Genomic DNA, 15,672 nt, shown 5'->3' with positions numbered 1-15,672 from the left:
TAGTGCTTCAGGAGCAATGAAGAAGAAACGGTTATTATCAAATTTAGCTAAAGCTTGAGTTAAAGAATGAACGGTACGGCCATATTTTAGATCCCCGACAAAGGCGATATTGAGGTTATCTAATCGACCTTGGGTTTCAAATAAAGTAAAAAGATCAAGCAACGTTTGTGTGGGATGCTGATTAGAACCATCGCCTGCATTAATAACAGGGACACCATGAGAAAATTCGGCAGCCAAGCGCGCCGCGCCTTCTTGTGGATGACGAATTACAAAGGCATCAACATAAGTGGTGATCACTTGAACGGAGTCGGCAAGCGTTTCTCCTTTTTTGGCTAGCGAGGTATTACCAGCACTATCAAAGCCAATGACACTGCCACCAATGCGTTGAATTGCGGTTTCAAATGAGAGGCGAGTGCGGGTAGACGGTTCAAAGAAGCAGCTTGCGACGACTTTATTTTTTATCAGCTCCGGTTTTGGCTCTGCTTTCAACTGACTTGCGGTTTTAACAATTAATTCCAGCTCTGCTCGTGAAAGCTCAGAAATGGAGATAATGTGCTTTTGGTAAAGCGAATTCGCCATGATCTTCTTCCCTATATTTTTCTTTCAGCCATAAAAAAGCCTCCCGATCTGGGAGGCTATGTCATATCTAATAAGGGGGAAATAACGCCATACAGAGTAAGCATACTTGCTCTCTGAAATGAATCTTAGCAACATGAACAATGTGGCTTCTTTTCATTGGCTACCCCTCAGACAAATTGCTGCGCATTATACGCTGAACTTTGACCAAGGCAAGCGTTTGCTTGAGTTTTTGCTCGTTGGTACTGTGTCTCGTTGGTACTTTGTCTCGTTAGTATTGTGTTATGCGCCTAGTGTAGCAACCATGACCGCTTTGATGGTATGCAGCCGATTCTCTGCTTGATCAAAAACAATCGAGTAATCGGATTCAAAGACCTCTTCTGTGACCTCTAAACCATTCATGTCATATTTTTCTGCGATTTGCTGACCTACGGTGGTTTCATCATTGTGAAAAGCGGGTAAGCAGTGCATAAATTTAACTTGAGGGTTACCGGTGGCTTGGATAACGTCCATATTAATTTGATATGGCTTCATTAAAGCCACTCGCTCATCCCAAGCTGCGGCATCTTCTCCCATTGACACCCATACATCGGTATAGAGGAAATCACACCCAGTAACTCCTTGTGTGATGTCTTCGGTTAACGTAATTTTTGCCCCTGTTGTATTTGCAATGGTTTGACAGGTCTCGACTAATTGAGCTTCAGGCCAGAAAGCTTTGGGTGCCACTAAACGGATATCCATCCCCATTTTAGCTGCCCCTACCATCAATGAATTTCCCATATTATTACGAGCATCACCAAGGTAGGCCAAGCTGACTTGGTTCAACGGTTTGCCGGAAGAGTATTCTTGCATCGTTAGGAAGTCAGCTAAGATTTGAGTCGGATGAAATTCATCCGTCAATCCATTCCAAACCGGTACACCAGCGTATTGGCCAAGTTCTTCAACAATGCTTTGTCCATAGCCACGATACTCAATACCATCATACATTCGGCCAAGGACACGAGCGGTATCTTTCATCGACTCTTTATGACCAATTTGTGAGCCGGATGGCCCAAGGTACGTGACTTGAGCACCTTGATCAAACGCGGCAACTTCAAATGCACAGCGAGTTCTTGTCGAGGATTTTTCAAAAATCAGGGCGATATTTTTACCCAATAATTTTTGCTGTTCAGTTCCTGCATACTTTGCTTTTTTTAATTCGGCAGAGAGATCTAACAGAAACTGGATTTCTTTGGTGGTAAAATCCAAGAGTTTAAGAAAATTACGGTGATGTAAATTAAAAGCCATACCCAGTCCTTTAGTCGTCAATCAATAGAGAGACCAGTAAAGCATAAAAATACACATAAAGTGAATAGTTATTTTTTTTATTTTATGGTGAGTCAACTGATTAACTCACCATGATTGATTATAAATTCTCTTCAGCAAATTGAGCTAATCGGCTACGCACCACCCCATTAAGGTGGATGTTGGCACTGCCTTCAAAGTTTTTGAACCGCTCAACCATGTAAGTGAGCCCTGAGGTGACTGGAGTGAGATAGTGAGAATCAATTTGCGCTAAGTTACCCGAGCAGACTATTTTGGTGCCTTCACCGCAGCGAGTAATAATGGTTTTGATTTGTGAAGCGGTAAGGTTTTGACACTCGTCGAGTAACACAAAAGCATTTTGAATCGATCGGCCGCGCATAAAGTTAATCGACTTAAACTGAATATTGGCTTTATCGCAGATGTATTTGAGTGAACTTTCCGTACAGTGATCGTGTTTATGTAGCGCTTCTAGAGTATCGGTAATGGCGGCGAGCCAAGGCATCATTTTTTCTTCTTCGCTACCCGGTAAAAAACCGATGGATTCTCCAATATCAGGGGTGTTGCGCGTGACAATGATTTTGTCGAACTGTTTTCGTTCGATGGTTTGTTCTAAAGCCGCCGCCATGGCTAATAATGTTTTACCACTCCCGGCTGCTCCGGTGAGAATCACTAAATCAATATCGGGATCCAGCAAAGCATCGAGCGCCATCGCTTGATAAATATTTTTGGGTGTGATGTCCCATACTTTGCGATGCATCATCCGTTCTCGACTGAGATCGCGCAGGGTGACCGAGTCTGGTGTTACATGCTCGACTCGAGCGGCAAAGTCACTTTCTTCATCGAGAACATATTGGTTTAAATAAGTGGGTTCGAAAGGTTGACGAGCGAGCTTGTGGAACGTTTTGCCAGTTAAAGTATAACTTTCGACATTTTCCACCCCAGCCCAGAAATTACCAGGACGAGTTTGAAACCCCTTGGTGAGGTATTGCACGTCATCAATCAATTGATCGGTGCGGTAATCTTCTACAAAACGTACCCCGGCCCCCTTTGCCCGTAAGCGCATGTTGATGTCTTTGGTGATCAGTACGACAGCACGAGGCGCGCGCTTGTTTTGTAGGTGTAGTACCGCATTGAGAATTCGATTATCGCCTTCTTTATCGGTAAATGCTTTGATGGTTTCATGGACATCGTAGTCGGCTAAGATAGCAATCGTGCCCCCTTGCAGACCCTGTTGCGTTAGTGGGATTCCATCGGAAATCGCATCAGGGGTTGCATCATGAAACACCGTTTCTAACGCTCGAATCGCGATTCGGGCATCGCGAGCGACGTCGCGTTTACTGTCTTTAATTCGGTCAAGTTCTTCGAGTACGGTCATTGGAATGACCACATCATGTTCTTGGAAGGAGTATATAGCGAGTGGTTCATGAAGTAGAATATTGGTATCTAGTACAAACAGTTTCCGGTTGTTATCGCCCATAAGCGTCTCCTTGCTACTCAGTGGCTATCATTTGACAAAGCATCGCGAAGTTCTTCTTCACTCATGACATAGAAATATGACGATTTGATGTCAGTGAAGAGGCTAGGAAAAAAAGCAGGGAATGAACGTGACCTACTTCATAGCTTCAAGTAAGATTAGCGGTCTTTTTCTGCGCCGGAATAATAGAGCGATTAGACTTTTTTGTACAAGGCGCAGAGTTCTCAATAACTTTATGTCTAATCCAAATTGATGAGGTAGTCGATTAATGACTTTTGCTTTGGGGCAACGCTGGATAAGTGATACGGAAAGTGATTTAGGTTTAGGCACTGTGGTCGGCATGGATGCTCGCACGGTGACGTTAATGTTTGCTGCATCAGAAGAAAACCGAGTCTATGCTCGGCATGATGCGCCAGTGACACGAGTGACATTTAATGTAGGAGATACCATTGATAGCCAAGAAGGATGGTCACTGCATGTTGAGCAAGTCGTCGAAGAGCAAGGTGTATTCACTTACCTAGGAACCCGCGAAGACACGCAAGAATCGGGCATCGCACTTCGGGAAATTTTCCTGAGTAACCAAATTCGTTTTAACAAGCCTCAAGATAAGTTGTTTGCCGGTCAAATTGATCGGATGGACAACTTTGTTTTACGTTACCGAGCGTTAAGCAATCAATATCAACAGCATAAAAGCCCAATGCGAGGTTTATGTGGTATGCGTGCTGGTTTGATCCCTCATCAATTATATATTGCCCATGAAGTCGGGCGTCGTTACGCCCCACGAGTATTATTAGCCGATGAAGTTGGCTTAGGTAAAACCATTGAAGCGGGCATGATCATTCATCAGCAAGTGTTATCTGGACGGGCTGAGCGAATTTTAATTGTGGTGCCTGAAACCCTTCAGCACCAATGGCTAGTGGAAATGTTACGCCGGTTTAACTTGCACTTTTCGGTATTTGATGAAGAGCGTTGCGAAGAAGCCATTAGCGAAGCGGATAATCCGTTTGATACCCAGCAATATGTACTCTGTTCACTTGATTTTCTGCGCAAACGTCGACAACGCTTTGAGCAAGCATTAGATGCAGATTGGGATCTACTGGTGGTGGATGAAGCCCACCATTTGCAGTGGAGCCAAGATAAACCCAGCCGTGCATATCAAGTGATTGAGGCATTGGCTGAACGTACCCCTGCCGTCTTATTGTTAACGGCAACGCCTGAACAATTGGGGCGAGAAAGCCATTTCGCTCGTTTACGTTTACTCGATGCTGACCGATTCTATGATTATGATGCTTTCATTAAAGAAGAAGAACAATATGCGCCAGTCGCTGATGCGGTGAGTGCATTATTTTCTGGTATGGCTTTGAGTAATGAAGCGAAGAATCAAATTGGTGAGTTACTGAGTGAGCAAGATATCGAGCCATTGCTAAATGTCTTGGAAAGTCAAGCAGATGACTTGGAAAAGAGGGCCGCTCGAGATGAATTAATCAGTAACTTGATGGACCGCCACGGTACCGGGCGGGTGTTATTTAGAAATACTCGAGCTGCTATCAAAGGGTTTCCAGTACGCAATGTCCATTTATTACCGATGGTGATTCCTGAACAGTACAGTACATCTATGCGAGTCGCAGGCATGATTGGCGGTAAGTTAAGCCCTGAGGCTCGGGCCATGAAAATGCTTTACCCAGAAGAGATCTTCCAAGAGTTTGAAGGGGATGATGCGAGTTGGTGGCAGTTTGACTCTCGTGTTAACTGGTTGATTGAAAAGGTAAAATCGAAGCGCGGTGAAAAGATTTTAGTGATAGCTTCAAGGGCAAGCACGGCTTTGCAGCTAGAGCAAGCGCTGCGTGAACGGGAAGGCATTCGGGCAACAGTCTTCCATGAAGGTATGTCAATCTTAGAACGGGACAAAGCAGCGGCCTATTTTGCTCAGGAAGAAGGGGGGGCGCAGGTTCTTATTTGTAGTGAAATTGGATCGGAGGGGCGAAACTTCCAATTCGCGCATCAGTTGGTGATGTTTGATTTACCATTTAACCCAGATCTACTTGAACAACGTATTGGCCGCTTGGATCGAATTGGGCAACACAATGATATTGATATTTATGTCCCTTACTTGCAGGGGACATCGCAAGCGATTCTAGCCCGTTGGTACCATGAAGGCTTGAATGCTTTTGCTGAAACCTGCCCAACAGGACGCGCAGTGTATGACCAATTTGCTGAACGTTTGATCGCCATGCTGGCGAGCAGAGAGAGTAGTGAACTGGATGCGGTGATTGACGAGTCAGCAAAACTGAATAAATTATTAAAAAGCCAACTAGAGCAAGGGCGTGACCGACTGTTAGAAATGCATTCCAATGGGGGTGAAAAAGCACAGCAAATCGCCCAGTCTATTGCCGAGACAGATGGTGATACCAACTTAGTCACTTTTGCCTTGAGTCTATTTGATACGATTGGCCTTAACCAAGATGATCGTGGTGAAAATGCGCTAGTAGTGACGCCTTCTGAGCATATGATGGTGCCTAGTTATCCTGGTCTACCTTATGAAGGTGCGACAATTACCTTTGATCGAAATACCGCTCTTGCGCGGGAGGATATGCACTTTATCAGTTGGGAACACCCGATGATCCAAGGGGGAATTGACTTACTGATGAGTGAAGGTGTCGGCGTTTGTGCGGTATCGTTACTGAAAAATAAAGCACTCCCTGTAGGAACCATTTTGTTAGAAATGGTTTATTTGGTTGACGCTCAAGCACCGAAAAGTAGTGGTATCAGCCGGTTTTTACCGCCGACTCCGATCCGCATGTTGCTAGATGCACGTGGTCACGATTTATCTTCGCAAGTAGATTTTGAAGCATTTAATCGCCAACTAAGCCCCGTGAATCGTCATTTAGCGAGCAAATTAGTCAGCTCAGTACAAGCGGAAATTCACCGTTTGATCACCGAAAGTGACCTATTGGTCAGCGAAAAAGTCATGGCGATTCGTGAGCGGGCTGAAAATGAGATGCAGCATAGCCTGAATGCAGAGTTGCAGCGGTTGTTGGCTTTGAAAGCGGTCAATCCTAATATTCGAGACGAAGAAATTAGCGTCTTGGAGGAGCAAATTACATTATTAACAGGCTATATTTCCCAAGCGCAATATCAGTTAGATTCGCTACGGTTGATCGTCGTCACTCATAACTAATCAATGATTATTTGTAATAAAGGCCTTCAAAATGAAGGCCTTTATTTTCGATAGCCGAACAACATGGTTAGTTACATTAACCATTTCCACCAAATAAATAGTGCTAAGAAGCCGAATAAATAGAGTAATCCAACAAGAGATAAGGCTTTTAATTTTGGCCCAACTTGTAGTGCTTTAGGCAGCGGTGTTCGGGTGACCAGAACATAATTTAGCAGCGCAAAAATCGGAGTGGTCATAAAAGCCATCACCATGGCAAAGTCTAGCATTGGCATTAATGCGGATGCCCAGAAGATAATGATCGCTAAGGCTAATGCTGAAACCACAAACATCCATGACTGAAAAACTCGTGGGGATGGTTGTGCTTGATGGCTTAGGAGCCGTTGAGATTCAGCAATCACTCGGGAATAGCCATCAATCACGGTAATGGTACTGCCAAAAATACAGAAAAAAGCGATGACAGCAATCAAGTATCTTGACCATTCACCAATGGTCGAGGCATACAATCCAACCAATTGATGAGAAAATCCGACTCCGGATTTAGATAATTCGACACCGGTGCCATGCAGCACTAAGCTGCCCAATGCAAGAAAGACAATCGCTAAAATGGCTGTCCCTATGTAGCCGACATTGAAATCAAATAAGGCGGATTGAGGGGTAACGGATCGTTGTTTGCACTGACTTTTTAACCACATTGAAGTGAGACTAGAAATTTCAATGGGGGCTGGCATCCATCCCATGGTGACAACAATAAAACCGATGGCGGCAATATTCCAAGGGGAAGGTGCTTGTGTTGCCATGGTAACAGGCGCAGGGTTGGTTGCTGCAATGAATACTGCTGTTAATGTCGCAAGAGTGAGCACCGCCATAATGGTTTTGGACAACAGATCTAATGCTCGATAGTGTCCCGTCAATAGAATCACCAAACAAGTGATGAGAATCAGCGCACTGAGTGTCGGCATAGATAACTGAAAAGGAATAAAGTATCCCAGTAAACTGGCACTGAACATCAGCAGTGCTGCGGTATTGACGATGCCAGAGAAGACGCTGAGAATGGCAAAAATCCATAGGTAAGGTTTACCGAGTTTCGCATAACCTTCGACGAGACTATTCCCGGTTCCCATGGTGTATTGCACACTGGCTTTAAAGAAGGGGTACTTAAAGAGATTAACCAGTAAGATCAAAGCCGCCAACTGCCAGCCATAGATAGCCCCCGCTTTAGTTGAGGCAACCAGATGTGACCCGCCTACCGCAGCAGCTGCCATCATAATGCCAGGGCCAAGTGCCCGAATCAGCTGAGCGAAAGAAAGCTTGGCCGAGGATGAGTAAGGGACGGTGTTTTCCATGCTTGTTCCTTATATATCTGAGCTATTGATACTCGATGTTGCTGATGTTTAAACCGATTGGTCTAGTGCATCTTAATAAGCCGGTAATCGAGGCCAATTACGGTGATTTCTTTCAATAGCGGTATTCATCGTTGTGTGGGTTGTTATTATGCGAAAAACGAGACAACTGTCTTTGGTGTTCTTTATTGTCAATACCCATGATTAATATCACTTCTAATTAGTCTGTCAATCATTATTTACATTGTTGTCATTCAAATTGGACGGTGATGCCGAGCTTTATCATCTCAATTGAACGGCTCCATCGCTTCTATGCTCAGTATCATTCGTCGTGAAAATAAGGCAAAAATACCGATTTATGCTGAGCTTGATGGCGCTGCAACTTTGTCAGTTTTGGGTATATAATGCAGCGTTTTGAGTAAATGAGATGTAATTGATGGCAATGACTGAGTATCATCCACCAACTGAACCGTGGATTGATGTCGTGTACGAAGATGACTATATTTTAGCGGTCAATAAGCCGTCAGGGCTGCTTTCGGTTCCGGGTAAGCATGCAGAACATTACGACAGCATGTGGAGCCGCTTAGTGGAGCGTTACCCTGAGATTCAAGTGGTTCATCGACTCGATATGTCGACATCAGGATTAATGTTATTTGCCAAAAATAAATACATGGAAGCGGCGTTAAAAAAGCAGTTTCAATATCGCTTAACCCATAAAGTGTATTACGCGCGGGTATGGGGATATATCGAGCAGTCGCAAGGGGTCATCGAGCTGCCATTGATTTGTGACTGGCCTAATCGTCCGAAACAAAAAGTTTGTTTTGAGCACGGCAAAGCCTCAACAACCCTTTATCAGGTCGTCAAACAAGAAGAGCAAACAAGCATTGTGCGCTTATTTCCGATCACAGGGCGCTCACATCAACTTCGCGTACATCTACTTGCGATTGGTCATCCTATTGTCGGCGATGAGTTTTATGCTTCTCCTGAAGCGTTAGCTTTTGCTAATCGTTTACAACTACATGCAGCAGAGCTCAGTTTTTATCATCCGCGCAGTCATTGGCTACGTACTCTGTTCGTACCTTGTGATTTTTATCCTGAGGCTCAGGAAGAAATTTTGCACCACTTTGATCCTGAGCGAAAATTACCAGACTATAAAACGCTTCCTCGACCATAATGTGAAGCGGATTTATCGTTGGTGAGTCGCGTCACCGTTTAGTTTTATCGGCAGCAAGCAATAAGGCAGCGAATCGCTGCCTTATAATGATGATGAGTGACTATACCGTTGATTAAAGTGCGGCAATAGTTGCTTTTTGCTCAGCTAATTTTACTAGCGTTTCTTGATAGCCTTCGAGTTTTTCACGCTCTTTGGCCACAACCGCTTCAGGAGCTTTAGCGACGAAGCCTTGGTTACCCAATTTGCCTTCGATACGTTTAATTTCCCCTTCCGTTTTTGCGATTTCTTTACTTAAACGTTCCAGCTCAGCTTCTTTATCAATCAAGCCAGCCATGGGAATCATCAACTCTGATTTACCGACTAAGGCGGTCGCACAGGCTGGAGTGATTTCTTCGTCGGTCAGCACGCGAACGCTTTCTAACTTAGCTAGAGCTATCAGTACTGGTTGATTCGCTGCAAGGCGAGCGGCGTCTTGTTCATTGGCAGCTTTAAGCATTACTTCCAATGGTTTACCCGGATTAATGTCATATTCCGCTCGCAAGTTACGAATGCTGGTGATAAAGGCTTTTACCCACTCAATATCATTCAGAGCTTCTTGATGGAAGTTCGCATCATTATATTGTGGCAGTGTTTGCAGCATGATGGTGTCACCTTCGACCCCTTCGACGATAGGTTTAACACTTTGCCAAATCGTTTCTGTGATGTAAGGGATAACAGGGTGTGCCAAGCGTAGCGTTTTTTCTAGTACGGTAATCAAGGTGCGACGAGTGGCTCGTTGTTGCGCTTCACTGCCTTTCCAAAGGATCGGTTTAGTCAGCTCTAAATACCAGTCACAGAATTGGTTCCAGATAAACTCATACAGCGTATTAGCTGCCATATCTAGCCGGTAGTTATCAATGTGATTATTGAACTCTTGAGCAGCCAATTCGAATTGTGACTCGATCCATTTATCAGCCAATGAATATTCAAGCTCAGCACCAGCGGCAAAGCCGCAATCTTGCTCTTGAGTGTTCATCAAAACATAGCGACTCGCGTTCCACAGCTTGTTACAGAAATTACGGTAGCCTTCTAAGCGTTTCATGTCCCAGTTGATATCACGGCCCGTTGAAGCCATGGCTGCAAGTGTGAAACGCAAAGCATCGGTGCCATATGCTTCAATACCATTTTCGAATGTTTTACGGGTATTTTCCTCTATTTTTGCAGCCAGCTGAGGTTGCATCATGTTTCCAGTGCGTTTAGCGACTAGCGATTCGAGATCAATGCCATCAATCATATCGATTGGATCGAGTACGTTACCTTTTGATTTTGACATCTTATCGCCATTTTCATCGCGAATCAGGCCTGTCATATACACGGTCTTAAAAGGCACCTGAGGTTTGCCATTTTCATCTTTGACAAAATGCAGCGTCATCATGATCATGCGCGCCACCCAGAAGAAGATAATGTCGAAACCAGACACCAATACATCTGATGGATGGAATGTCTTCAGTGCTTCTGTATTTTCCGGCCACCCTTGTGTACCAAAAGTCCACAAAGCGGAAGAGAACCAAGTATCCAGCACGTCATCATCTTGACGCAGTACCACATCCGCTGCCAGATTGTTTTCTGCCCGGACTTCAGCTTCGTTACGACCGACAAATACATTGCCTTGCTCGTCATACCAAGCCGGGATACGGTGCCCCCACCATAATTGGCGAGAGATGCACCAATCTTGTACGTCTCGCATCCAAGCAAAATACATATTTTCATATTGCTTTGGAACAAACTGGATATCACCATTTTCAACGGCTTCAACCGCTGGTTTTGCTAGAGGTGCTGTACGCACGTACCATTGGTCGGTCAGCATTGGTTCAATCACAACGCCACCACGATCACCGTAAGGAACGGTTAAATCGTGATCTTTGATTTCTTCCAAAAGACCTAACGCTTCAAATTCAGCGACGATCGCTTTACGCGCAGCAAAACGTTCCATACCTTGATATTTTGCTGGGATTTCTGTGCTATAAGCATGACTTGCTTCGCCGTTTGAGTTAAAAACTTCGGCTGCATCACGGATGTTCGCATCAAGGGTTAGAATGTTGATCATGGGGAGCTGATGGCGCTTACCAACTTCATAGTCGTTGAAATCGTGCGCTGGGGTAATTTTCACACAGCCAGTGCCTTTCTCCATATCGGCATGTTCATCGCCGACAATAGGAATACGACGACCCACGATAGGCAGAATGATCGCTTTACTAATCAGATCGCGATAGCGAGGATCTTCTGGATTTACGGCAACGCCAGTATCACCAAGCATGGTTTCTGGGCGCGTGGTCGCAACCACGATATAGTCTTTGCCCTCGGCGGTTTTTGCACCATCGGCTAATGGATAGCGGAAATGCCACATATGGCCTTTGGTGTCTTTGTTTTCTACTTCAAGATCAGAAATGGCGGTATGCAGTTTAGGATCCCAGTTGACTAATCGTTTGCCGCGATAGATCAAATCTTCTTTATAAAGGCGCACAAACACTTCTTGTACTGCTTTATAAAAACCATCATCCATGGTGAAGCGCTCGCGATCCCAGTCAACAGAGGCACCGAGCCGACGTAATTGTTGGGTGATTGTGCCACCGGATTCTTTTTTCCATTCCCAAATTTTATCGATAAAGGCATCTCGACCGTAATCGTGTTTGGTTTTCCCTTCTTCTGCGGCAATTTTACGTTCAACAACCATTTGTGTTGCAATTCCTGCATGGTCGGTACCGACTTGCCATAAGGTATTTTTGCCTTTCATACGCTGGCAGCGAATCAAGGTATCCATGATGGTGTCTTGGAATGCGTGCCCCATATGTAGGCTACCAGTGACGTTTGGCGGTGGAATCATGATGCTGTACGCGTCGTTGCTTGTATCGCCGTGAGGCTTAAAGTAGCCTTGCTTTTCCCAAGTCTGATATAGATCTTGTTCGATGGATGTTGGGTTATATGTCTTTTCCATAGTGCTCTTAAATGGATACTTTGATGGTTAATTGAGTTTATCACTATAAGTGAGTTCTCTCTCGGTAAGTAAGAGAGCTTAACTATAAGGATAAATGATTCAAGGGTAATTTATCTCGATGGTTTGCAGTTGGTATCCTGCTTGGCGGTATTGTTTATACCGTTCTCGAGCTTGTTGCTTGGCTTTTTCTTCACTAGGAACGAAGTCTACCACCTCTGTGAAGGCGTTCGCAAAGGTTGTATGATTATCGGCCAAATTTATTACCAGTTGTCGATTACGAGAAGGGCGGACTTCTGGGTAGCCAATTTCAATATGAGTTCCATATTTGGGCCCTTCACCAACTAAATTATGTGCAAGAAAATCCTCAGGTTTGACTTGCCAAAATTGTTCAGCAAGTTGTTCTGCCTGCTTTTTATCACGACACTGTATATAGATTTTTGCTCCTTGCCGAGCAAAATATTGTGCGAGATAAACCACATAGTCTTTAAACCCTGTTGGCGTTGCTTGCGGGCTATCGGCAGAAATGAGATAGAAGGTAGCGGTTGTCATAAGAGTTACTCAGATGATAAAAAGGGCCAATTGGCCCTTTTAGTATGAGGTTTATTCCTCTGTCTCTTGACCACAGCGATTGAGTAGGAACTGAACTAACATAGAGACGGGACGTCCTGTTGAACCTTTCGCGACGCCAGACTTCCAAGCCGTGCCTGCAATATCAAGATGTGCCCAGTTATATTTTTTAGTAAATTTAGCCAAGAAACAACCGGCAGTGATAGCTCCTCCTGGCCTTCCCCCGATATTTGCCATATCAGCAAAAGGGCTTTTTAGCTGTTCATGGTACTCGTCTGTGAGTGGCAAGCGCCATGCACGATCACTGGCTTGTTCGGAGGCATTAACTAACTCATGAGCTAACGGATTGTGATTGGCCATCACACCACTAATATGGTGACCCAGTGCGATAACACAAGCGCCAGTTAAGGTGGCGATATCCACCACACAGTCTGGTTCAAAGCGTTCGACGTAGGTCAGTGCATCGCATAGCACAAGTCGGCCCTCTGCATCGGTATTAAGAACCTCGACTGTTTGTCCTGACATGGTCGTTAGGATATCACCCGGACGGTAAGCCTGACTTCCCGGCATATTCTCACATCCAGCCAGTACACCCACGACATTCAGAGGCAGATTTAATTTCGCCAATGCTTTCATGGTGCCAAAGACCGATGCGGCTCCACACATGTCGTATTTCATTTCATCCATCCCTTCACCCGGTTTTAATGAAATACCCCCGGAGTCGAAAGTCAGCCCTTTACCGACTAAGACGATAGGTTTGGCATCAGGATCTGGATGCCCTTTGTACTCAATGATCGACATCATCGATTCATTTTTAGACCCACGACCAACAGCAAGGTAGGAGGTCATGCCCAGTTTTTCCATCTCTTCTTCGCCAATAATTTTGCTGGTCACCGTCGCATAATCATCAGCTAAGCGACGAGCTTGAGAGGCAAGATAAGCTGGATTGGCGATGTTCGGTGGCATATTGCCTAAGTCTTTACAGGCTTTAACGCCAGAAGCAATGGCTAAACCATGATTAATGGCACGCTCACCTAAGCTGAGTTCTCGTCGGGTTGGCACATTGAAAACCAATTTACGCAGTGGACGGCGAGTTTCTGGCTTAACACTCTTGAACTGATCAAAGGTGTATAAACCGTCTTTGGTCGCCTCTATGGCTTGGCGAACTTTCCAATAAGTGTCACGTCCTTTAACATGTAACTCGGTTAAAAAGCAGACCGCTTCCATTGAGCCAGTTTCGTTAAGTGTGCTGATCGTTTTCTGAATGATCTCTTTATATTGACGTTCACCTAACTCACGTTCTTTACCGCACCCGACCAGCAATACTCGCTCTGAAAGCACGCCGGGTACTTGATGCAGCAGTAGCATCTGCCCCGGTTTTCCTTCGAGATCACCTCGACGAAGTAGTGAACTTAGGTAACCATCACTGATTTTATCAAGTTGCTCTGCTACTGGAGAAAGGCGGCGCGGTTCAAAGACTCCAACAACGATACATGCACTACGTTGTTTTTCAGGGCTACCACTTTTAACACTGAACTCCATGCGTACTCCTACATCTTAAAGACAAATAGAACTAAATGTTAGATAATGCATTCTTACTTGATGAATCCTTTTGGGAATCGCCTTTGAGTGTTGGTGTTCTAACAAATAGTGAAAATTTAAAAAAACAAACAGTTCAACAGGAAATTATAGTGATTCAATCAAAAAAACAAGTTTTGCATAGGTTATTTCAGCGTGATTATTGTTAGATATTTGATCCGAGAGACACTAAAAAGCCAATTTGCGATTTTTTTCGTCCTTTTTTTGGTGTTTTTAAGCCAAAAATTTATCCGAGTTCTGGCTGATGCTTCGGACGGTGAAATTCCTGCGCGGATGATTTTATCCATTGTCGGTTTAAATATGCCAGCCATGGGGCTGCTGATGCTACCGCTGAGCTTGTACATTGGTATTCTATTAACTTTCGGACGTCTCTATGCCGAAAGTGAAATTACGGTGATGAATGCGACAGGGATTGGTAACAAGTTTTTAATCCGAGCTGCGCTGTATTTGGCGATCATTACCTCGAGTGTTGCTGCATTTAACGCTTTTTGGTTATCGCCTTGGAGTCAAAACAAAGAAGCGCAATTAATTGAGCAGCTTGCGGCGGAAAATAGTGTCGATCTATTACAAAAAGGCCAATTTCAGCGTTCGCCAGATGGGTCGTCGGTCGTTTTTATTGATAATATAGAAAATAAAAAACTAAGTAATGTGTTTGTCGCTCAACTTTCGCCACGTCAGTCCATTTTACCGAGTGTGATGTTTTCCGACTCTGGTGATGTCCAAGAGCTCAGTGATGGCCGACAAGTGATTACCATGCATAATGGGGTGCGTTATGAAGGCGTGCCGAATCGAGTCGATTATATGATTACTCGTTTTGAACAATATGAAGGGTTAATCGGTCAACGCGAAGTGAAAAGTAAGGGGCGAGATTGGGAAGAAATTCCGACCCTAGATTTAATTCGTAATGCCGATCAACGCGCTCAGGCTGAGCTACAATGGCGAATTTCTTTAGTTGTTTGTATTCCGTTACTGACCATGTTGGTCGTGCCTTTATCTTCAGTCAATCCAAGGCAAGGACGTTTTGCCAAAATGGGGCCCGCTATTCTTATTTATCTCACCTATTTCTTAGCAATTAGTGCAACAAAATCGGCATTAGAAGATGGTTCCATTCCGGTTGCGGTCGGCATGTGGCCAATTAATGCCGCATTGCTGTTCGCCGCTATCATTGCGAACACACTAGATAGTGTGATAGTGAGAAGGCTCAAAGATAGATTAAAACAAAAGAGAAAGGTGGCTTAACGGGTGTTTAAAATATTGGATTGGTATATCGGTAGAACCATTATTGCCACCACAACATTGGTTTTGGTGACCTTCGTTGGCTTGTCCGGCATCATTAAATATGTCGAACAGCTCAGAAAAGTGGGTGATGGGACTTACGATCTGCTACAAGCTTTATTATTTGTTGTGCTAAGTGTGCCAAGAGATATAGAGATGTTTTTCCCTATGGCGGCACTGTTGGGGGCGTTGATAGGCTTGGGCGCATTA

The 15,672-nt window shown here is 44.5% G+C and carries 11 protein-coding genes; 4 read left to right on the top strand and 7 right to left on the bottom strand.

Annotation, left to right across the window (positions count from 1 at the left end; translation table 11 throughout):
* From pyrB to B7C60_RS03205, 3 genes are all read right to left on the bottom strand, one after another.
* A partial coding sequence (gene pyrB, locus B7C60_RS17680) for an aspartate carbamoyltransferase (RefSeq protein WP_245868474.1) occupies nt 1–579 on the bottom strand: 579 nt, incomplete at its 3' end.
* Between the two features lie 279 nt (nt 580–858).
* Nucleotides 859–1,863 (bottom strand): ornithine carbamoyltransferase, encoded by a 1,005-nt coding sequence (locus B7C60_RS03210; protein ID WP_099610412.1) that lies wholly within the window; start codon nt 1,861–1,863, stop codon nt 859–861.
* A 118-nt stretch (nt 1,864–1,981) separates the two neighbouring features.
* Nucleotides 1,982–3,358, bottom strand: coding sequence for a PhoH family protein (locus tag B7C60_RS03205; RefSeq protein ID WP_099610411.1), 1,377 nt, complete (start codon nt 3,356–3,358; stop codon nt 1,982–1,984).
* A 265-nt stretch (nt 3,359–3,623) separates the two neighbouring features.
* Here B7C60_RS03205 and rapA point away from each other — a divergent pair, with 265 nt between their 5' ends.
* On the top strand, nt 3,624–6,533 hold the full coding sequence (rapA, locus tag B7C60_RS03200) for an RNA polymerase-associated protein RapA (protein WP_099610410.1): 2,910 nt from the start codon (nt 3,624–3,626) through the stop codon (nt 6,531–6,533).
* A 71-nt stretch (nt 6,534–6,604) separates the two neighbouring features.
* Here the strand turns inward: rapA and B7C60_RS03195 are convergent, their stop codons facing one another.
* Nucleotides 6,605–7,876: an Nramp family divalent metal transporter gene (locus tag B7C60_RS03195; RefSeq protein ID WP_099610409.1), complete on the bottom strand. Its 1,272-nt coding sequence runs from the start codon at nt 7,874–7,876 to the stop codon at nt 6,605–6,607.
* Nucleotides 7,877–8,309: 433 nt separating this feature from the next.
* Here B7C60_RS03195 and rluA point away from each other — a divergent pair, with 433 nt between their 5' ends.
* Nucleotides 8,310–9,047, top strand: coding sequence for a bifunctional tRNA pseudouridine(32) synthase/23S rRNA pseudouridine(746) synthase RluA (gene rluA / locus B7C60_RS03190; protein WP_099610408.1), 738 nt, complete (start codon nt 8,310–8,312; stop codon nt 9,045–9,047).
* 112 nt (nt 9,048–9,159) lie between these two features.
* Here rluA and B7C60_RS03185 read toward each other — a convergent pair whose 3' ends face one another.
* The 3 genes from B7C60_RS03185 to pepA form a co-directional block, all read right to left on the bottom strand.
* Complete coding sequence (locus B7C60_RS03185) at nt 9,160–12,021, bottom strand: valine--tRNA ligase (protein WP_099610407.1); 2,862 nt, start codon at nt 12,019–12,021, stop codon at nt 9,160–9,162.
* Between the two features lie 99 nt (nt 12,022–12,120).
* The gene (locus B7C60_RS03180) at nt 12,121–12,570 is read right to left on the bottom strand and encodes a DNA polymerase III subunit chi (protein ID WP_099610406.1); all 450 of its coding nucleotides are present in this window, start codon (nt 12,568–12,570) and stop codon (nt 12,121–12,123) included.
* A gap of 51 nt (nt 12,571–12,621) precedes the next feature.
* The gene (gene pepA / locus B7C60_RS03175; protein WP_099610405.1) at nt 12,622–14,130 is read right to left on the bottom strand and encodes a leucyl aminopeptidase; all 1,509 of its coding nucleotides are present in this window, start codon (nt 14,128–14,130) and stop codon (nt 12,622–12,624) included.
* A gap of 192 nt (nt 14,131–14,322) precedes the next feature.
* Between pepA and lptF the strand changes: the two genes are divergently transcribed.
* Together lptF and B7C60_RS17675 are read left to right on the top strand one after the other, a co-directional pair.
* The gene (gene lptF / locus B7C60_RS03170) at nt 14,323–15,426 is read left to right on the top strand and encodes an LPS export ABC transporter permease LptF (protein WP_099610404.1); all 1,104 of its coding nucleotides are present in this window, start codon (nt 14,323–14,325) and stop codon (nt 15,424–15,426) included.
* Between the two features lie 3 nt (nt 15,427–15,429).
* Nucleotides 15,430–15,672, top strand: a 243-nt coding sequence (locus B7C60_RS17675) for an LptF/LptG family permease (protein ID WP_245868472.1), incomplete at its 3' end; no start/stop codon positions are given.

It is taken from the genome of Vibrio fujianensis, from assembly GCF_002749895.1.
Classification (GTDB): Bacteria; Pseudomonadota; Gammaproteobacteria; order Enterobacterales; family Vibrionaceae; genus Vibrio; species Vibrio fujianensis.
The sequence above is the reverse complement of the archived record's forward strand: the minus strand, read 5'-3'. Positions and strand labels throughout refer to the sequence as shown.